The sequence below is a fragment of the Streptomyces sp. NPDC020747 genome, from assembly GCF_044334695.1.
Classification (GTDB): domain Bacteria; phylum Actinomycetota; class Actinomycetes; order Streptomycetales; family Streptomycetaceae; genus Streptomyces.
In genome coordinates this window covers 48,582-67,306 of record NZ_JBIRTJ010000011.1, presented here as the reverse complement: position 1 = coordinate 67,306, position 18,725 = coordinate 48,582, and the positions used below count along the sequence as shown (strand labels likewise).

Annotated in this window: 16 protein-coding genes and 2 pseudogenes; 10 read left to right on the top strand and 8 right to left on the bottom strand. The window is 71.2% G+C overall.

From position 1 onward, the window contains the following. Positions 1–22: 22 nt before the first annotated feature. From ACH4YP_RS27390 to ACH4YP_RS27380, 3 genes are all read left to right on the top strand, one after another. Positions 23–775 (top strand): GntR family transcriptional regulator, encoded by a 753-nt coding sequence (locus ACH4YP_RS27390; RefSeq protein WP_361072181.1) that lies wholly within the window; start codon positions 23–25, stop codon positions 773–775. Positions 776–928: 153 nt separating this feature from the next. Then, positions 929–1,570: an ATP-dependent Clp protease proteolytic subunit gene (locus tag ACH4YP_RS27385; RefSeq protein WP_361072178.1), complete on the top strand. Its 642-nt coding sequence runs from the start codon at positions 929–931 to the stop codon at positions 1,568–1,570. A 1-nt stretch (position 1,571) separates the two neighbouring features. Continuing rightward, the gene (locus ACH4YP_RS27380) at positions 1,572–2,180 is read left to right on the top strand and encodes a ClpP family protease (RefSeq protein WP_398493064.1); all 609 of its coding nucleotides are present in this window, start codon (positions 1,572–1,574) and stop codon (positions 2,178–2,180) included. 106 nt (positions 2,181–2,286) lie between these two features. On the opposite strand, the gene ACH4YP_RS27375 is transcribed toward ACH4YP_RS27380, so the two are convergent. From ACH4YP_RS27375 to ACH4YP_RS27360, 4 genes are all read right to left on the bottom strand, one after another. After that, positions 2,287–2,724 carry a helix-turn-helix transcriptional regulator gene (locus ACH4YP_RS27375; protein WP_361072172.1) on the bottom strand — a complete coding sequence of 146 codons (438 nt, stop codon included), beginning with the start codon at positions 2,722–2,724 and terminating at the stop codon, positions 2,287–2,289. A 127-nt stretch (positions 2,725–2,851) separates the two neighbouring features. After that, positions 2,852–3,856 (bottom strand): cation diffusion facilitator family transporter, encoded by a 1,005-nt coding sequence (locus ACH4YP_RS27370; protein ID WP_398493062.1) that lies wholly within the window; start codon positions 3,854–3,856, stop codon positions 2,852–2,854. Between the two features lie 139 nt (positions 3,857–3,995). Then, a complete protein-coding gene (locus ACH4YP_RS27365; RefSeq protein WP_361072166.1) occupies positions 3,996–5,534 on the bottom strand; it encodes a CAP domain-containing protein in 1,539 nt (512 codons plus the stop codon). 106 nt (positions 5,535–5,640) lie between these two features. Then, on the bottom strand, positions 5,641–6,321 hold the full coding sequence (locus ACH4YP_RS27360) for a TetR family transcriptional regulator (protein ID WP_398493060.1): 681 nt from the start codon (positions 6,319–6,321) through the stop codon (positions 5,641–5,643). A 120-nt stretch (positions 6,322–6,441) separates the two neighbouring features. Here ACH4YP_RS27360 and ACH4YP_RS27355 point away from each other — a divergent pair, with 120 nt between their 5' ends. The 3 genes and pseudogenes from ACH4YP_RS27355 to ACH4YP_RS27345 form a co-directional block, all read left to right on the top strand. After that, positions 6,442–7,377: an SDR family oxidoreductase gene (locus ACH4YP_RS27355; protein ID WP_398493058.1), complete on the top strand. Its 936-nt coding sequence runs from the start codon at positions 6,442–6,444 to the stop codon at positions 7,375–7,377. 61 nt (positions 7,378–7,438) lie between these two features. Further along, positions 7,439–8,422 carry an aldo/keto reductase gene (locus tag ACH4YP_RS27350; protein WP_398493056.1) on the top strand — a complete coding sequence of 328 codons (984 nt, stop codon included), beginning with the start codon at positions 7,439–7,441 and terminating at the stop codon, positions 8,420–8,422. A gap of 116 nt (positions 8,423–8,538) precedes the next feature. Then, positions 8,539–8,772 (top strand): annotated as a pseudogene (locus ACH4YP_RS27345) (MerR family transcriptional regulator); the annotation flags it as partial. Between the two features lie 49 nt (positions 8,773–8,821). Here ACH4YP_RS27345 and ACH4YP_RS27340 read toward each other — a convergent pair. Together ACH4YP_RS27340 and ACH4YP_RS27335 are read right to left on the bottom strand one after the other, a co-directional pair. Next, positions 8,822–9,568, bottom strand: coding sequence for an MBL fold metallo-hydrolase (locus ACH4YP_RS27340; RefSeq protein WP_398493054.1), 747 nt, complete (start codon positions 9,566–9,568; stop codon positions 8,822–8,824). Between the two features lie 61 nt (positions 9,569–9,629). Next, positions 9,630–9,905 carry a YkvA family protein gene (locus ACH4YP_RS27335; protein WP_143634018.1) on the bottom strand — a complete coding sequence of 92 codons (276 nt, stop codon included), beginning with the start codon at positions 9,903–9,905 and terminating at the stop codon, positions 9,630–9,632. A 194-nt stretch (positions 9,906–10,099) separates the two neighbouring features. On the opposite strand from ACH4YP_RS27335, the gene ACH4YP_RS27330 reads away from it, so the two are divergent. Next, positions 10,100–11,302 (top strand): FAD-dependent monooxygenase, encoded by a 1,203-nt coding sequence (locus ACH4YP_RS27330; RefSeq protein ID WP_361061484.1) that lies wholly within the window; start codon positions 10,100–10,102, stop codon positions 11,300–11,302. A 79-nt stretch (positions 11,303–11,381) separates the two neighbouring features. Further along, positions 11,382–14,594, top strand: a complete 3,213-nt coding sequence (locus ACH4YP_RS27325) for an amidohydrolase family protein (protein WP_398493052.1) — start codon at positions 11,382–11,384, stop codon at positions 14,592–14,594. 68 nt (positions 14,595–14,662) lie between these two features. Here ACH4YP_RS27325 and ACH4YP_RS27320 read toward each other — a convergent pair whose 3' ends face one another. Next, the gene (locus ACH4YP_RS27320) at positions 14,663–15,487 is read right to left on the bottom strand and encodes a tyrosinase family protein (RefSeq protein WP_398493050.1); all 825 of its coding nucleotides are present in this window, start codon (positions 15,485–15,487) and stop codon (positions 14,663–14,665) included. A 27-nt stretch (positions 15,488–15,514) separates the two neighbouring features. Then, positions 15,515–15,886, bottom strand: a complete 372-nt coding sequence (locus ACH4YP_RS27315) for a tyrosinase cofactor (protein ID WP_398493048.1) — start codon at positions 15,884–15,886, stop codon at positions 15,515–15,517. Between the two features lie 304 nt (positions 15,887–16,190). Here ACH4YP_RS27315 and ACH4YP_RS27310 point away from each other — a divergent pair. Both ACH4YP_RS27310 and chvE read left to right on the top strand, forming a co-directional pair. Next, a pseudogene (locus ACH4YP_RS27310) lies at positions 16,191–17,046 on the top strand (aminoglycoside adenylyltransferase family protein). Positions 17,047–17,595: 549 nt separating this feature from the next. Next, positions 17,596–18,693, top strand: coding sequence for a multiple monosaccharide ABC transporter substrate-binding protein (gene chvE, locus ACH4YP_RS27305; protein ID WP_398493046.1), 1,098 nt, complete (start codon positions 17,596–17,598; stop codon positions 18,691–18,693). The last annotated feature ends 32 nt before the right edge of the window (positions 18,694–18,725 follow it).

Here is an 18,725-nt window from a genome sequence, read left to right as displayed (position 1 = left end):
ACGTGCGAACCGCGGAGTGACTGTGACGCTCAAGGACAGGCGCAGGGACGACGGCCCGGAGACGGAGTCCGACAAAACGGAGTCCTACAAACACGAGGCTCTACGACGGCTGCTCCAGGCCGACATCGCCCGGATGCGGCCCGACGAGGCACTGCCCACCGAACGGCAGCTCGCCGAGCGCTACGACGTCAGCAGAGCGACCGCCCGGCGCGCGCTCCAGGCGCTGCGCGAGGACGGCCTCATCCGCAGCGTGCGCGGCGTGGGAACCTTCGTCTCGCACCCCCAGATCACCAAGACGTCGACGCTCACCTCGTTCTCCGAGGACCTGCGCTCGCGCGGCTACCACCCGAGCGCCGAACTTCTCGCCGCTGAGGTGGTGGAAGCCGACCTGCACCACGCCACGGCCCTCGGCGTCGATCCCGGCACCGCCCTGCACCGCATCGAACGGCTGCGCCTCGGCGACGACTTCCCCATCTGCCTGGAGACCGTCCACCTCTCCGCCGAACGCTTCCCGAGCCTGGACGAGTCGCTCCTCAAGGGCTCGCTGTCGGAAGCGCTGCAGAACACCCACGGCGTCCGGGTGGTGCGGGCGACCCAGCAGATCAGGGCGGTGAACGTGACCGGCCGCCAGGCCCGCCTCCTCGGCGTCAAGGAGGGCTCCGCCGCCCTCCTCGTACGACGCACGGCGTTCGACGACACGGGACATGTCGTGGAGTACGGGGAGTCGCTGTGCCGTGGTGATCTGTACGAGTTCTCACTGGTGGTGACGAAGTAGCTCCCTCGCGCGGCGCACGTTTTTTCCGGTGCTCCGTCGTGCTCTGCTGTTGGCGAATCTGCTGCGGGCCGAGATTCCTTCCGCGTGGCCGTGGTCGGGCCGAGGGTGAAGACATCGCGGCGATCGGTGGCCGCGTCACCACAAGGAGGAGCGATGGCACGATTCAGCAGCACTCTGGAACCCAGGGCCGAGGAGGGGGACACCTCGCCGTCCCGGTTCGACGACCACCTCGCCGCCCAACTCCTCAACCAGCGCATCGTGTTCCTCGGCACGCAGGTCGACGAGGTCTCCGCGAACCGCGTCTGCGCACAGCTGCTCCTGCTCTCGGCGGAGGACTCGCGCACCGACATCGGCCTCTACATCAACAGCCCTGGCGGTTCGGTGCACGCGGGCCTGGCGATCTACGACACGATGCGGCTCATCCCGAACGACGTGTCGACCCTCGCCATGGGCTTCGCCGCCAGCATGGGGCAGTTCCTGCTCACCGTCGGCACCCCGGGCAAGCGCTACTCGCTCCCGAACGCGCGGATCATGATGCACCAGCCCTCGGCGGGCATCGGCGGCACCACCGCCGACATCGCCATCCAGGCCGAGAACCTCCACTTCACCAAGGAGACCATCGAGCGGATCACCGCCGAACACACCGGCCAGAGCGAGGAGACCATCGCCCGCGACGGCGACCGCGACCGCTGGTTCACGGCCGAACAGGCCAGGGAGTACGGCATGGTCGACCGGGTCGTCGAGACCCTCGACGACGTCCGCCCGGCCTCCTCGAAGCGACGGATGGGACTCTGACATGAGCCAGTACACGATCCCGAACGTCGTCGAGCGCACCCCGCAGGGCGAGCGCTCGTACGACATCTACAGCCGGCTGCTGTCCGAGCGGATCATCTTCCTCGGCACCGAGATCGACGACGGCGTCGCCAACGTCGTCATCGCGCAACTGCTCCACCTGGAGTCGTCCGCACCCGAGCGGGAGATCGCGATCTACCTCAACTCGCCCGGCGGATCGTTCACTTCACTCATGGCGATCTACGACACGATGGGCTACGTCGGCACGCCCATCTCGACGTTCTGCGTCGGCCAGGCGGCCTCTACCGCCGCGGTGCTCCTGGCCGGGGGAGACCCCGGACGGCGCTTCATCCTGGAACACGCGCGGGTGCTGCTCGGCCAGCCCGCGAGCGGTGGTGCGCGGGGCACGGTGTCCGACCTGAGCCTCCAGGCCAAGGAGATGATCCGCATCCGCTCCCAGGTCGAGGAGGTCCTGTCCCTGCACACCCACCATCCCGTCGAGACCCTGCGCGCCGACATGGACCGCGACAAGATCTTCACCGCGCGGGAAGCGGTGGAGTACGGGCTGGCCGACGAGGTGCTCAGCCGGAGGCTGGTGCCCGCGGCGGCCTGACGACATCCCCGCCCGCCGCCCGCCGCAGAGCCTCGGCGGGCTCAGGCCCCCCAGCAGCTCAGGCCTCCGGCAGCCCAGAGCTTCAGCAGCTTCGGGCCCGCGCGCCTCAGGCGGCGAGACGGATGTCGCCCAGCCGGGACCGCGCCTCGGTGCGCCGGGGCGCGGTGCGGGACCCGGACCGGAGGGGCTGAGACGTGAGGGGACGGGACCTGAGGGGCTGGGCCGGTCGCGCGAGTCGGCCGTGCGCAAGGGCGAGCAGATCGGCGAGGCCGAGCCCCAGCGCGTGCGCGGCGGCAGCGAGGACCTCGGACGAGGCCTCCTTGCGGCCCCGCTCCAGCTCGGAGAGGTACGGCATCGAGATCCGGGCCGCGTCCGCCACGTCCTTGAGCGTCCGCTCCTGGGCCAGCCGCTCACGCCGCAGGACGTCACCCACGACGTCACGCCACAACGGCTCCTTGGGCGCGGGCTCCTCCGGCTTCGCCGGCGCGGCCGGTACGGGTCGCAGGGGAATGACACGGGCTTCGTCGGACGCGTGGCTGCTCACGCCTCCACCCTAGAAAGCGCGGCGCGATTCGGGGAGGTCATCGCGTTCTGCCCTCGGCGAAGCCCGGCTTCTCACCGCTCCAGGAGCCGCTGCCGCAGCAGGCCCCGGGGGCCCAGGTCTCCGGGATTCAGTGGGCGTGCGGCGCGTCGCGGTGGACCGGGCCGTGCGGGGCCTCGCAGTGCGAGGCGTCGTCGCGGGCGGCCCCGGTGCGGACCTCCAGGACCTCGGCCGGGGCGTGGTCGACCTGGAGGGTGGTGTGGCTGATCTCGTGGTCGCTCTGCAGGATCTTCTCCAGGTCCCGGCGCACCGTGTGGCAGTCCGAGACAGGCTCGACCAGGACGTGCGCGGACAGCGCGGGCTGGCCCGACGTGATGGTCCACACGTGCAGGTCGTGCACCTCGGTGACCGAGGGGTGCGCGACCAACTGGTCGCCGATGCCGTCCGGATCGAGGTGCGCGGGCGCCGCCTCCAGGAAGATCCGCCCCGACTCGCGTACGAGTCCGTAGCCCGCCTTGAACATGAGGACCACCACGACCAGCGTGGCGATGGCGTCGGCCCGAGCGAAGCCAGTCAGGAGCACGATGAGACCGGCGATCGCGGTACCGACGAACGCGAACAGGTCGTTGAGTATGTGCTGGTAGGCGCCCTCGACGTTGAGCGAGGAGCGGTTGGCCTTCGAGATGCACCAGGCCGCCGCGATGTTCACCACGATCCCGGCCAGGGCCGTGCCGAACACCAGCCCGCCCTCCACCTCGGGCGGGTCGATCAGCCGCCGCACCGCCTCGTACGCCAGCCAGGCGCCGAGCAGCAGCAGCGTGAGTCCGTTGGCCTGGGCGGAGAGGATCTCGGCGCGCTTGAGGCCGTACGTGAAGCCGCCGCGGGCGGGCCGCGCGGCCAGTCGCATCGCGATGAGCGCCAGCACGATGGACACGGCGTCGGTCAGCATGTGCGCCGCGTCGGAGATCAGGGCGAGCGACTGGGCCAGGATGCCGATGACGACCTCGGCCGCCATGAACGTGGTGATCAGCGTCAGCGCGATCGCGAGCCAGCGGCGGTCCGCGTCCGCCGACACACCGTGTGAGTGTCCCGCGTGCCCGTCCGACCCGTGGTGGTCGTGGTGCGCGCTGGTCATGTGTGTCCCCCTCGAAACGGTGTCCGACCCTCGCAGTGAAGCGCACCTCGCGGAGATCGGCAAAGGCTGCATCGGTGACCGTTGTCATCATCGTTAACAGGCCGCTGACCTGCGGCGAAGAATTCCCGGCGGGGTCGGGTCAGGCGCCGAAGAGCTGGGTCCAGTACGTGCCCGCCGAGCCGCCGCCCGCGAAGCCGACGCCGATGTGGGTGAAGTCCGGCTTGAGGATGTTGGCGCGGTGGCCGGGGCTGTCCATCCAGCCCTGGACGACCTCGGCGGCGGAGCGCTGGCCGCACGCGATGTTCTCGCCGATGGTGCGGCGGGTGCTGCCCGCGGCCGCGGCCCGGTGCCAGGGTTCGCTGCCGTCGGGGGAGGTGTGGGAGTAGAACGCGCGGGCCACCATGTCCGCGCTGTGCGCCTGCGCCGCGTTGGTGAGCAGGGGGTCCACGGCCAGCGGTCGCAGACCGGCCCGGGTCCGCTCGGCGTTGGTGAGCGCCACCACCTCGGCGGCCGTCTGCGCCAGCCCGCCGGGGGTGAGGGGCCGGGCCCACAACGCCGTCCAGTAGAGGGTGCCGGAGCGGTCGTCGGGCACGTACGCCACACCGGCCTCGGTGAACGCCGGGTCGTGGACAGTGCGCCTGGACTGCTCTCCGGACAGGCAGTACTCCACGAACTCCGCGGCGTCGCGCGGGCCCGAGACCAGGTGCTCGCCGACCGTGAGATACGCGTAACCGCTCGCGGTGAGGCGCTGGTAGACCGAGAGCCCGTCCGCGCCCTCGGAGCCCAGGCTGCCCCGCGCGGCCATGCCCGCGGCGTGTGTGTGCGCAGCGGCGGTGAGGCGGGCGTCGAGGGACACGGGCGGGCCGCCGACGGCGGCGCGCGCGGAGTTCACGAGACGGAGGAAGCCGTCGGAGGCGGGCCCTGCGACGGCGGGAGCGGCGGCAGAGGACCCTCCGGCCGAAGCGCTGCCACTGTTCCAGGAGGTGCTCCCGGCAGGCGGCGGCGCAAAACGTCCGGTGCTCCCTGCCGGGGGACGCCCCGTGGTCCCGGCCGGAGTGCGACCCGAGCCTCGGAGCCGTCCGAGTCCGGCACGCGCGGCGTTCAAGGCGGTCGCGACACCGGGGCTCCTGGCACCCGGGGCGCCGGAGTTCCCCGGAACGGAACCACCGCCCGCGCCCGGCCCTGGCCCCGCGTCGGCCTCCTCGCTCACCTCGACCCCGAAGTCCCGGGCTATCCCGGCGAGTCCGTCCGCGTACCCCTGGCCCAGGGCACGCAACTTCCACGTCGTTCCGCGGCGGTAGATCTCGGCGAGCAGCAGCACCGTCTCCTGCTGGGGGCGCGGCGGGGTGAAGCGGGCGAGGACACCGCCGCCCGGGCCGGTCACGCGCAGGGTCGGAGCGGGGAGCCGGCCCAGTGCGGTGCCGGGCTCGGCGGGGCTGACGACGACGGTGACGCGGCTCGCCCCGGACCGCAGCGCGGGCGGGTCCACGGTGAGCGTCGCGCCCTGCAGCCGCGCCCCGGGTGCGGTCGGCTGGTTGTAGAACACGAAGTCGCCGTCGCCGCGCACCTTGCCGCTGTCGTCGGTGATGAGCGCGGACACGTCGAACGGGCCGGGCACATGAAGGGTCAGGGTGCCGCCGGGCAGGGGCAGATTGCCGCCGGGAACCAACTCGCTCATCGTGCCGCCTGTCGGGGTGCTGGTCTCTGTGCCCGCCCCGTGGGGCGCCGCACGGACAACGTCCCACGGGTGCGCGCGGGTTCCTGAGCCCGGATCCCCGGTTCCGTCAGCCCGCCGCCCGTGCCAGCAGGCCGGACAGCAGGACTTCGAGCGACTCGCGCAGGGCCGTGGTGAAGTCGACGCGCAGGACCGCCAGTTCGGGGTCGGACTCGTAGACCGCGAGCACGGCGGGCGACGGGTGCGCGTGCGGCCAGGCGGCCGTGACCACCATGAGCGCACCCGCGATGAACCGTACGGCGTCCCGCTCGTCGAGTTCGGGCACGTGGGTGCGGACCCGCTCCGCCAGGGCGAAGACGGTCCCGATGGAGGAGCGCTTGTACTGGGCGGCGACCTCCGTCGACACGTTCCGCTCCAGGACCGCGGCCTGTGCGCTGATCAGGTCGCACAGCACCGGACGCTCGGCGAGGGCGTCCGTCAGCGCCGCGGCGATCCGGTCGGCCCGCTCGGTCACCGGCGCGTCGGCGTCGACGGCCTCGGGCAGCGCGGTGTCGAGGTGCTCCAACAGCTCCTGCGACGCGGTACCGAGCAGCTCCAGGAGGACGGCCTCGCGGGACTCGAAGTAGCGCAGCACGTTCGACTTCGCGAGCCCCACTCGGCGGCTCAGTTCGTTGAGGCTCACCTGCGCCACGGGCATCTCGCCGAGCATCGCGGCCGTGGTGTCCAGGATCGCCTTGCGGCGCACGGCGCGCTGCTCCTCGCTGCGGGCGCGCTGGAAGGTGTTTGCCATGCACGCAGTCTACAGACCTCCGGTCTGTTGTTATTGAACCGGTGGTCTGTTAGCTTGAAATGCAACAGACCGTCGGTCTCCTATCCGTGGGAGTGCCGTGCGAACACCGAAGGAGTCATCGTGGACACCTCATATGTCGTCCCCGACCAGACCGGGAAATTCGCCGTCGTCACCGGCGCCAACAGCGGCACGGGCAAGGAGGCCGCACGCCGCCTCGCGGCGGCCGGCGCCCGCGTCGTCCTGGCCGTGCGGACCGTCGCCAAGGGCGAGCAGGCCCGCGCCGAGATCCTGGCCCGGCACCCGCACGCACAGCTGGAGGTCCGGCGCGTCGACCTGGCGGACCTGGCCTCCGTCGGGGCGTTCGCCGACGGGATCCTGGCCGACGGCACCCCGCTCGACCTGCTCGTGAACAACGCCGGTGTGATGGCACCGCCCACCCGGATGACCACCGCCGACGGCTTCGAACTCCAGATGGGCAGCAACTACCTCGGCCCGTTCGCCCTCACCGTCCGACTGCTGCCCGCCCTGCTCGCCGCACCGGCACCCCGCGTGACGACCATGAGCAGCGGCGTCGCGAACTTCGGCCGTATCGCCTTCGACGACCTCCAGTGGGAGCGCCGCCGCTACAGCCCCATGCTGTCGTACTCCCAGTCCAAGCTCGCCGACCTGATGATGGCCCGGCACTTGGCGGACCTCGCCGCCGAGCGCGGCTGGAACCTGCTGAGCACGGCCGCGCACCCCGGCTACACGGTGACCAACCTCCAGACCGCCGGGGCGAGCCTCGGCAGCGACAAGCCGAAGCGCGCGCGGTTCACCTCGATCGACGTTCTGCCCAAGCAGCAGGTCGAGGAGGGCACCGAACCGCTGCTCCACGCCGCCACGAGCCCCGAGGCCGCGGCGGGCGCGTACTACGGTCCGGGCGGCAGGTTCGGACTGGTCGGCCCGACGGCCACCGCCCGCATTACGCGCCGCGCCCTCGACACCGAGACGAACCGCTGGCTGTGGACCGAGTCCGAACGCCTCACCGGGGTCGCCCTCACCGCGGCCGTCGCCTGAACGGGCCCACCGCACGGGGGCGGAGTCCGGAGAAGCCGGGACCGGGTGCCAGACTGCCCCCATGGATGAGCGCGAATTCGGCAGGTCAGGACAGCACGCATCGGTCGTGGGACTCGGCACATGGCAACTCGGTGCCGACTGGGGCGACGTGGACGACAAGGAAGCCCTCGCGGTACTGGAGGCCGCCGCCGAGTCGGGCGTGACGTTCTTCGACACGGCCGACGTCTACGGGGACGGGCGCAGCGAGGAGACCATCGCCACCTTCGTGCAGAGCAGGCCCGACCTGCATGTGCTGGTCGCGACCAAGATGGGCCGCCGGGTCGACCAGGTCCCCGAGAACTACGTACTCGACAACTTCCGCGCCTGGAACGACCGTTCGCGCCGCAACCTCGGCGTCGACCGCATCGACCTGGTGCAGCTGCACTGCCCGCCGACCCCCGTCTACTCGTCGGACGAGGTGTTCGACGCCCTCGACACCATGGTCGAGGAGGAGCGGATCGCCGCGTACGGAGTGAGCGTCGAGACCTGCGAGGAAGCGCTGACCGCGATCGCCCGGCCGGGTGTGGCCAGCGTCCAGATCATCCTCAACCCGTTCCGTATGAAGCCCCTCCAGCGGGTTCTGCCCGCTGCGCGGGAGGCCGGCGTCGGCATCATCGCGCGCGTGCCCCTCGCCTCCGGGCTGCTCTCCGGCAAGTACACGATGGACACGGTCTTCGCGGCGAACGACCACCGCACGTTCAACCGCCACGGTGAGGCCTTCGACCAGGGCGAGACCTTCTCCGGCGTCGACTACGCCACGGGGGTCGAGGCTGCCGCCGAGTTCTCCGCGCTCGCCCCGGAGGGCGTCACCCCGGCGCAGTTGACGCTGGCCTGGATCGTCCAGCAGCCGGGCGTCACCACGGTCATCCCCGGCGCCCGTTCGCCCGAGCAGGCCCGTGCGAACGCGGCGGCGGGCAAGCTGCCGCCGCTGTCGACGGAGACGCTGGCCGCGATCTCCGACCTCTACGAGCGGCGCATCAAGGAGCAGGTCGAAGCCCGCTGGTGACTGCCGTCGGCTGACGGTCCCGGGCTGAGCGCGGACTGCTGTCCGCGGGTGGTTCTTGGCTGAGCGCGCAGTTCCCCGCGCCCCTTACGGGGCACTGCCGGTCGCGCCCCTCAGGGGTGCGGGGAACTGCGCGACAAGCCACGGACGGCCCGCAGCCTCAGAACTACCGATCGCCCCCGGCAGGGACCCCATGGGCCCGGGCGGCCACCACGACCACCACCGGAATCAGCTACTACGAGGAGCAGGGGCTGATCACCCCCGAGCGCTGCGAGAACGGATACCGCTCCTGCGGCGAGCGCCTCGTGGACCGTGTCCAGCAGATCCGCGGACTCCTGGACGCCGGACTGCCTCGACCGCATGACCCGGCGCATCGACTGCCTGGCCCGAGGCCTGACGGGGTCAGGCGGCCCTTTCCCGGGCCCGCTGGGCCGCCTCGCGCACGGAACCGCGGTGCACGGGACCGTGACCGGGCAGCAGGATGTCGCCCGAGAGCGCCTCGAAGGCGTCCAGCGAGGACAGCGCACCGGGGAGGTCCCGGTGGAACATGGTCGGCAGCAACTGCGGGCCGCTCACGCGTGAGGTGGGGTGTGCGCTGACCAGCCCGTCGCCCGAAATGACGACTCCCGCGTCCGGCAGGTGGAAGGCGCAGTGACCCGCCGTGTGGCCGGGGGTGTGCACGGGAACGGGGCGGGCGGGCAGGTCGAGGGCGCCCTCACCGGGGAACGGCCGCGGCTCGGCGACCGGGACGTGCGCGGTGCCGCCGGAGCGGAGCGCGTGCACGGCCCACGGCACCACGCCGGGCCGCCAGGCGTTCTGCAGCACCTTCCCGATGGTCACCTGATGGAGGAAGTCCCGGCGCGCGTGCGGGACTTCGGCCTCGTGGGCGTAGACCGGCGTGCCGTACGTGTGGCTGAGGTACTCGGCCGAGCCGATGTGGTCGTTGTGGGCGTGCGTGACGAGTACCGCCGCGACCGCTTCGGGCGAACTGCCCACGGCCGACAGGGAGGCGAGGACGCTCTCGCGGTCTCCGGGGTAGCCGGTGTCCACGAGGGTGACGGCGTCCCCCTCCGTGAGAATCACCCAGTTGGTGTTGCTGCCGTGTACCAGATGGATGCCGTCGGCGACTTGATGGATGTCTGCCTGCATGATCGTCCCGACCTAGAGGTCCCTGCCTGACGGGACACAGCCAAGCAGATCCGCGGCCACCTCAGCGCAGGGGGTCGGCCGAAGCGCGCATGGACCGCAGCGCCAGGAGCAGTACGCCGATGTCGTCGAAATAGGCGGGGTCGGGCATGAGATCGGTCGGCAGCACGACATAGGCGACCGCTCCCCAGAAGACCCAGCGGGGACCGGTCGGAAGACCGGCCCGACGGAGGTCCCGCCGGGTACGGACCAGCCGGACCAGCAGCACGACCGCCGCACCGAGGGCCACCGCCAGCACGGCCGCGACGGCGAGAACCAGAATCCATGTGTTGGTGTCCATCAGGCCTTCCCCGACTCGTCCGGTGCTCCTCTTCGAATGCCCAGGTTCGCCCGCTTCACCACCGGCGAGCCGGTCCGACACGCGGCGCGGGACGACGGCATGCCTCCCGGTCGACCCCTACTCTGTGCTGTCGATTGATCACCTTGAGCGAACAGGGTGAACGGAGCGAACAGAGTGAACAGTGGGGTGTGCGTGTGAAGATCGCCTGCGTCGGCGGTGGGCCCGCCGGGCTGTACTTCTCGATCCTGATGAAGCTTCAGGACCCGGACCACGACATCACGGTCCATGAGCGGAACCCGGCCGGTTCGACCTACGGATGGGGGGTGACGTACTGGGGGAGCCTGCTCGACAAACTGCATGAGGGCGACCCGGAGTCGGCGCGCGCCGTCAGGGAGAACTCGGTCCGCTGGAGCGACGGGGTCGCGCACGTCGGCGACCGCACGACGACGCACCACGGCGACGAGGGCTTCGGCATCGGCCGCCGGCAGCTGCTGGACCTCCTCGCCGCGCGCGCCCGGTCCCTGGGAGTGCGCGTCGAGTACGAGCACGAGATCCCTGATGGGGACCGACTGCCCGACGCCGACCTGGTCGTCGCCTGCGACGGCGTCCACAGCGGGGTGCGCGAGCGGCACCCCGGCCACTTCGGCACGGACGTCGGGCTCGGCCGGAACAAGTACATCTGGCTGGGCACCACGAAGGTCTTCGACGCGTTCACCTTCGCCTTCGTGGAGACACCGCACGGCTGGATCTGGTGCTACGCCTACGGGTTCAGCGCGGACCACAGCACCTGTGTCGTCGAGTGCTCCCCGGAAACCTGGACGGGCCTCGGCCTCGACCGGGCCGACGAGACGGAGGGCCTCGTCCGCCTGGCAGAGCTGTTCGTCAAGCTGCTGGACGGCCACCGGCTGATCGGCCGGGCGAACACCGGCGGCAGCGCGCAGTGGCTGAACTTCCGCACCCTCACCAACCGCGCCTGGTCCCACGGCAACGTCGTCCTGCTGGGCGACGCGGCCCACACCACGCACTACTCCATCGGCGCGGGCACCACCCTCGCCCTGGAGGACGCCATCGCACTCGCGCACTCCCTGAGCAGCGAGCCCGAACTCGCCCCCGCCCTCGTCGCGTACGAGAAGAAGCGCAAGGCGGAGCTGCTGTCCGTGCAGAGCGCGGCCCGGCACAGCGCCCAGTGGTACGAGAGCCTGCCGCGCTACATCGACCTGCCTCCGGCGCAGATGTTCGCGCTGCTGGGGCAGCGGCACTCTCCGCTGCTGCCGTACATTCCCCCGCAGCTCTACTACCGGATCGACCGGGCGGCGGGACAGCTCGAAGCGCTGCGCAGGCTCAAGCGGTGGCTGGGCCCGAAGGTCGCGCGGACCCTGCACGCCAAGCGAGGCTGACGCCTCGTCAACATCCCACCCCTTTGGCGAGAATGGCGGTGTTGCTCACGTGCCAGGAGATGCGCGAGCGTGCTGAGTCATGGACCGTGACCGGAGCAATGCCGCCTTCACCCCTGCCTTCGCTCTCTCCCTCTCCCGCCGTCAACTCCTCGCGGCCGCGGGCGCCGCCGGTGCCGTGACCGCCATAGGTGTCGCGCCGGCCGCCGCGCAGCCGTCCGGCGAGGTCTCGCTGTCCTTCACGGCGGCCACCAACGGCTCGGCGACCCTGGCGCCCGGCGGGGACCGGCTGATCGCCGAGGTCCAGAACATGCTGTGGTCCCTCCCGCGCACCGGTGGCAAGGCCGTCCCGCTCACCTCCGCGGACCTCGAACCGAACCGGCCCGTGCACGCCCCCGACGGCAAGCTCGTCGCGTTCTGCGCCTACCGGGGCGGCGGCTTCCACATCTGGACGATGCGGCCCGACGGCTCGGACGTGCAGCAACGCACCGACGGGCCCTGGGACGACCGGGGCCCGGCCTGGTCGCCCGACGGCACCCGGATCGCCTTCGCCTCCGAGCGCGGCGGCGACCAGGTGACCGGCAGCCCGTACCGCATCCACGTACTGGACCTGCGCACCGGTGACATCGCCCGCGTGACCGGTCTGCCGGGCCAGGAGGGGCCGTCGCAGGACGGGGCGTGGGAGGACTTCGACCCCACCTGGTCGCCGGACGGGAAGCGGATCCTCTTCGTCCGGGCGAAGGGCGTCACCACCGCCAACGGCCTCGGACTCGACGCCCGGACCGTCGCCGCCGTCCCCACCTCGGGCGTGGGCCCGGTCGTCGTGGAGCACACCGAGACCGCCGCCGCCCAGATCATGACCCCCGCCCTCGCGGCCGACGGACGCCGCCTGGCGTACCTGCGGACCACCGCGGCACCCAACGGCTCGTGCACGCTCGTCGTCGACGGCGAACCGGTCGCGGTCGCCGGGGACGTCGCTGCGGTGCCGCCCCGCTGGACACCGGAGGGCGAGTTGCTGCTCACCGTGGACGGCCGCTTCACCGTCGTGCGACCGGATAAGCCGGCGGAGGCGGACGCGATTCCCTTCGAGGGCGTACTGCCCGTGGACCGGCCGCGCTACAAGGTCAAGGAGTACGACCTGGGGCAGGTGGGACGGACGCGACCGGTGCGGGGGATTCACCTGCCCGCGCTCTCGCCCGACGGGCGACAGATCGCCTTCGCCGCGCTCAACTCGCTCTGGCTGGCGGACAGTTCGGACGGCCGACCGCCGAAGCGGCTGCGTCGTGCGGAGCCCACCACCTATCTGCTGAGTCCGTCGTGGGCGCGCGACGGACGTTCGCTGCTGTACGCGGACGACCGCGACGGGCTGCTCGGCGTGTACCGGCGAGATCTGGCCACCGGCGAGGAGACCGCGCTCGCCACCGGCGGCCGGGTGCATCCGGCGCTCTCGCCCGACGGGAAACGGCTCGCCTGCCTCGACATGAGCGGGCGGCTCGTCGTCCGGGACCTCGCGGCCGGCACGGAACAGGTGCTGGCGACGCCGCTCGGCGCGGGAGGTCTGCCCGGCCGGCCCAACTGGTCGCCCGACGGCCGCCACCTCGCCCTCTGCGACCGCAACCGCCTCAACCTCCGCTTCCGGGAGGGCTACAACCTCGTACGCGTCGTCGACACCACTACCGGCACGGACCGTCTGCACGTGGTCGCACCGCATGTCTCGATCTCCGACCGGTACGACTCGGGGCCCGTCTGGTCGCCCGACGGGCGCTGGATGGCGGTGATCGTCGAGTCCGCGCTGTGCCTGCTGCCCGTCGGACCCGACGGCACCCCGCGCGGCGCCCTGCGCACCCTCACGACCGAACCGGCCGACCACCCGTCCTGGTCCGGTGACTCGAAGACCCTGCTGTACCTGTCCGGTACCCGGCTGCGGCTCATCGGAGTGGACGGCGGCCCGGCCCGTACCGTCCGCGTGCCGCTCGACCAGCGCAGACCCGCACCCGCCGACACGGTGGTGCACGCCGGTCAACTGTGGGACGGCACCGGCGAGTCCGTACGGGACGACATCGACATCGTCGTACGCGGCGGACGCGTCACCGCCGTCGAACCGCACCGCCGACGCGCGGCACTCCGACTGATCGACGCCTCCGAGCGGACCGTCGTGCCCGGGCTGTGGGACACGCACACCCACCCCTGGCAGGTCACCTACGGCGGTCGGCAGACGGTCGGCCAGCTCACCTACGGCATCACGACCGCCGTGTCCCTCGGCGGATTCGCCTACGAACAGGCCCGTATCCGCGAGGCGGTGACGTCGGGTCAGCTCGCCGGACCCCGCCTCCTGACCACCGGCGAACTGCTCGACGGCTCCCGGGTCGCCTACAGCATGGGGCGTGCCCATCGCACGAGGGACGGGCTGCGGCGCTCACTGGAACGGGGCGCCGCGCTGGACTGGGACTTCGTCAAGACCTATGTACGGGCGCCGAGTTGGGTGATGGAGGAGGCGGCCCGGTTCGGACACGAGCGGCTCGGCGTGCGCTCGGGCAGTCATCTGCTCTCGCCCGGCGTGCAGTTGGGCCAGGATCTGACGACCCATCTGCAGGCCACCCAGCGCTACGAGTCCGGGCACGCGATCACCGCGTCCGGGCGTGCCTACCAGGACCTCCTGGAGATCTACACGGCACGCGGCGTCGACTTCGGCCTGATCGCCACGCCGTTCACCTCCGCACCGCTGCTCGGCGCGGACCCCGGGCTCGCCGACGACCCCCGGGTCACCGCCGTGATGCCGCCCTGGGACGCCGCTCTGGTCCGGCAGGGAGCGGGCGTGCCGCCGACCCCGGCCCAACTCGCCACGCTGCGTACGGAGACCGACATCTACCGGCGGATCCTGGCCGCCGGAGGCATCGTCGCCCTCGGCACCGACCAGCCGCTCGTCGCCGTCGGCCTCTCCCTCCACATCGGCCTGCGCGCGCTGCACCGGGGCGGCCTGTCCCCGGCGGCGGCCCTGCGTACCGTGACCGTGCTGCCCGCCCGGCTCTTCGGGGTGGACGACGACCTCGGCACGGTCGAGCCGGGCAAACTCGCCGACCTGACCGTCGTGGACGGCGACCCGTTCGAGGACTTCGACACGCTCGTACGAACCGTCTCCGTACTCCGGGGCGGGGTGCCGTACACGACCGACGACCTCGTCGCCGCGTACGAGCCGGTCCCCGAACGCGCGGCACGCCACGCGGCGGGCGAGGACGACTGGCTGGACGTCGGCCGCCTGATGCGCCGGGACGGGTGCTGCGACCCGGGCCTCTGAGCGACGCGGTGGGCCCGCCCATGCCGTGAGGCCTGGGGCGGGCCCGCGCTGGCGTCACGCTGCGGCGGTCAGGCCGTGTCGAAGGTGTAGTGCCTCGTGTGCTCCAGCAGATCGGCGGGCGTGGAGTCGTTCCACGGCTTCATGGTCTCGCCGCGGTCGACGACGTCCGGTGTGCCCGCGAGGGGCAGATAGCCGGAGTCCGGGTGTCTGCGCCGCCACTCGGCCCACAGCTTGTCCACGTACGCGTGGTGCAGCCAGAAGACCGGGTCGTTCGGGGAGACGCCGGTGGCCATCTGCCCGCCCACCCACACATGGACGCGGTTGTGGAGGTTGACGCCCCGCCACCCCTCCAGGTGGTTGCGGAAGCCGTCGGACGCGCTGTTCCACGGCGCCATGTCGTAGGTGGACATGGCGAGTACGGACTCGACCTCGGCGGGGGTGGGCAGTTGCCGGCCGCTGCCGCCGAGCGAGCGGCGCAGATACGTGCGCGTGTCGACGCGTACGGATATGGGCCAGTCGCCGGTGGACGCGGCGAACGGACCGTCCGTCACGCGCCCGTCGGCCGAGCGGCCCGTGCCGCCGAGGAAGTCCGGCCCCCACAGGGCGGCCCGGGCCGTGCGGTCGGCGCTCCAGTCCCAGTACGGCAGCGCCACCGAGGCGTCCACCGACTGCAGCGCCCGCTCGAACTCCAGGAGGAATCTGCGGTGCCAGGGCAGGAAGGACGGCGAACGGTGGCCGACCCGTTCGCCGTTGTCCGTGTCGCCGAGGATGAACGCGTTGTGGGTCGTGACGAAGCCGTCGTACCGGCCGGTGCGCTTCAGCTCGATCAGCGCGGCGACCAGCCTGCGCTTCTCGTCGGCCGTCAGGTTCGCCTGGTTCTTGCGTACGGTCATCGCGGGTGAACTCCGTGGCTGCGTAGGTCAGTTGAACGGGACGAGAGGAGCGCCCTGGAGCTCCTGCACGGCGGCGCGGGCCGCCGCGCGCGGGCTCGGCACCGGGTCGTAGTGGCTCACGACGCTGATCCAGGTCCCGTCGGCGTTGCGCATCACGTGCAGCTCGACGCCGTCCACGAACACCGCGTAACCGGCGCCGTGATGATGGCCTCCGCCGGACGGCCGGCCCTGTATTCGACGGCCCCGGTAGACCTCGTCGAAGTCGAAGGGCGCGGGGGCGGGCCCGCCGTGGTGGTCCGCGGCGGAGGCCGGAGAAGGGGAGACCGCGGTGAACGTGCCGACGGTGACGGCCAGTCCGGCCGCACCCCGCAGAGCGCGGCGGCGAGTGGGATCGGGCATGCGGGTACGTCCTTGTGCTCGGTCCGGCGGCATGCGATTTCGCATATGCCCCTGGAATTCGATGAGTTGACGATTCGTATGCCTATCGGGCCCTTGAGGGATCGGGGAAACCACGGAGACCTGGCTGGTCGCGATCCGGACAATTGGCCACATGTCGTACAAGGTTGAACAAGGGTGATCTTGCTGTGGAGAGGGCTCGTGAAGGCCCTCGCCGGGAACTTCGCGCCTCGGCGCGGCCCGTGATGGCGATCTTCCAGGTTCCCGCACATCCCGTGGTGTCGATCACGCCCGGAAACTGACGTGAATGCCCACCGTCGGTCCGCCTACGATCCGTGCCGTGACCGACCGCCGGCCCCAGCTCGACCGGATCCTCCACGTGGTGCTCGACGTGCTCGGTGCGGAGGTCGTCGGCGCCTGTCTGCACGGCTCGGCCGTCCTCGGCGGCCTGCGGCCCGACAGCGACCTCGACGTGTTCGTCGTCGCCCGGCGACGCATGACGGACCACGAGCGACGGAACCTGCTCCATGGGCTGCTCGGGATCTCCGGCCGCGGCGCCCCGGAGGGGGAGCCGAGGACGGCCGGTCGAGCTGATCGTCGTCGCCCAGGGTGACGTCCGGCCCTGGCGGTACCCGCCGCGCTGCGAGTTCCTCTACGGCGAGTGGCTGCGCGAGGAGTTCGAGCGGGGAGAGGTGCCCGCCCCGGCGGTCATGCCCGATCTGGCGCCGCTGATCACGATGGTGCTCCTCGGGGACACCCCGCTCTTCGGACCGCCGCCGGCGAGGCTCCTCGACCCCGTGCCGCACGAGGACCTCCGGCGCGCGATCGTCGCCGGGGTGCCGGAACTGCTGGCCGACCTCGCGTCGGACACCCGCAACGTCCTGCTGACGCTCGCCCGCGTCTGGGCGACCCTCGCGACCGGCACCGTCACGTCGAAGGACGCGGCGGCCTCCTGGGTGCTCGACCGCCTCCCGGACCGGCACCGGCCCGTACTGGCCCGTGCGCGGTCCCTCTACCTCGGGGGCCGGGACAGCCTCGCGGATCCGGCGGATCGCGTGGAAGCCGGAGGCGAGTCGTGGGACGGTGAGATGCTGGAGGTCCGTGCGCACATCGATCTTGTTGTCCGCGCGATCGAGCAACTAGTCGCGCGGGACGGGCACTAGGAACCGGATCGTCCGCATAAGGCCAGAAGTGGCGATCGCCCAGGCCAGGCCGATCGTGCGCCGTCGCAACTAATGTGAAGAAAGAGTGCCACAGGGGGCGTGCGCCGGGATACGCTCCCAGCGCACCCACGTTCGAGTCCGCGCCCGTGGGGGCCGGTCATCTCCGGCCTGTTCGTGTGCGGGTTCAACGGAGCCCAAACGCGAGAGACATACCGACCGGTCTGACGCTCCACCCCTCACCGTGACCCGGTGGGACCAGCCGATTCCGGAAGGCTTCACGCGCCCGGGCACCGGCCACCCCTGGCGTCCGCCACCGGTACGTACGCGCAGTACGAGCCTTTCCGGTGTGGCGCCCCGAACCCCTGTCAAGGCAGCCTCGGCGCGACCTCGGCACCGAAGAACGCACAGCGGCCTCCGCCCTGGAACCGTGCGCTGCGGACGTCTCCCTCACGATCTGCCGTTCCGGCCGGCGTGGGCGACGGTCGACGGCCGCCCGGCGTACACGCGGCCGCCGAGTCCCACCTACTGCCTGTCACCCAGTGAGGAACAATGAGCATGCGCGCCCGCACCACCGTAGCTGCGGCCATATCCACGGCCCTGACCCTCTCTCTCGCCTCATGCGGTGAGGGCTCCGACGCCGGCAGCGGTGGTGAGTCGGCGTCCGTCGGCATCGCCATGCCCACCAAGACGTCGCAGCGGTGGATCGACGACGGCCGGAACATGGTCACCGAGCTCAAGGGGTTCGGCTACAGCACCACCCTGAAGTACGCCGACAACGACCCGAAGAACCAGGTCGCGCAGGTGGCGGCGATGATCGACGACGGTGTGGACGCCCTGGTCATCGCCTCGGTCAACGGACGCGCCTTCACCAAGGTCCTGAGCAGGGCGAAGGACGCCGGCATCCCCGTGATCTCCTACGACCGGCTGATCCTCGGCAGTGACGCCGTCGACTACTACGCGTCCTTCGACAACGTGAAGGTCGGCTCGCAGCAGGCCGACTTCATCGTGGAGAAGCTGGGGCTCGTCAACGGCAGCGGCAAGGGCCCGTTCACCATCGAGTTGTTCGCCGGCTCGGCCGACGACAACAACACGCGTTACTTCTACGAGGCCTCGATGGAAGTTCTGGAGCCATACATCCAGAACGGCGACCTGATCGTCAGATCCGGCGAGACCAAGCTCGACCAGATAACCACCCTGCGCTGGGACGGCCCCACGGCCGAGAAGCGCATGAACAAGGTGCTCGACTCGAAGTACAACGGCGAGACCATCGACGCGGTCCTCTCGCCGTACGACGGAATGTCCCTCGGCATCCTCAACGCGCTGAAGGAGCACGGGTACGGAGGCGCGGGCAAGCCGCTGCCCATCGTCACCGGACAGGACGCCGAGGCACCCTCCATCAAGTCGATCGTGGAGGGCGAGCAGACCCAGACCGTCTACAAGGACACCCGCGAGCTGGCACTGGTCACCTCCTACATGGTCAACTCCGTCGTCCACGACAAGAAGCCGGCGGTCAACGACACCAGGACGTACGACAACGGCAAGAAGGTCGTGCCCGCGTACCTCCTGGAGCCCGTGAGCGTCGACAAGGGCAACTACGAGCAGGTGCTCATCGACTCGGGCTACATGAAGAAGAGCGACCTGAAGTGAACCGTGCATGCCTGTGGGGCGGGGAGATCGTT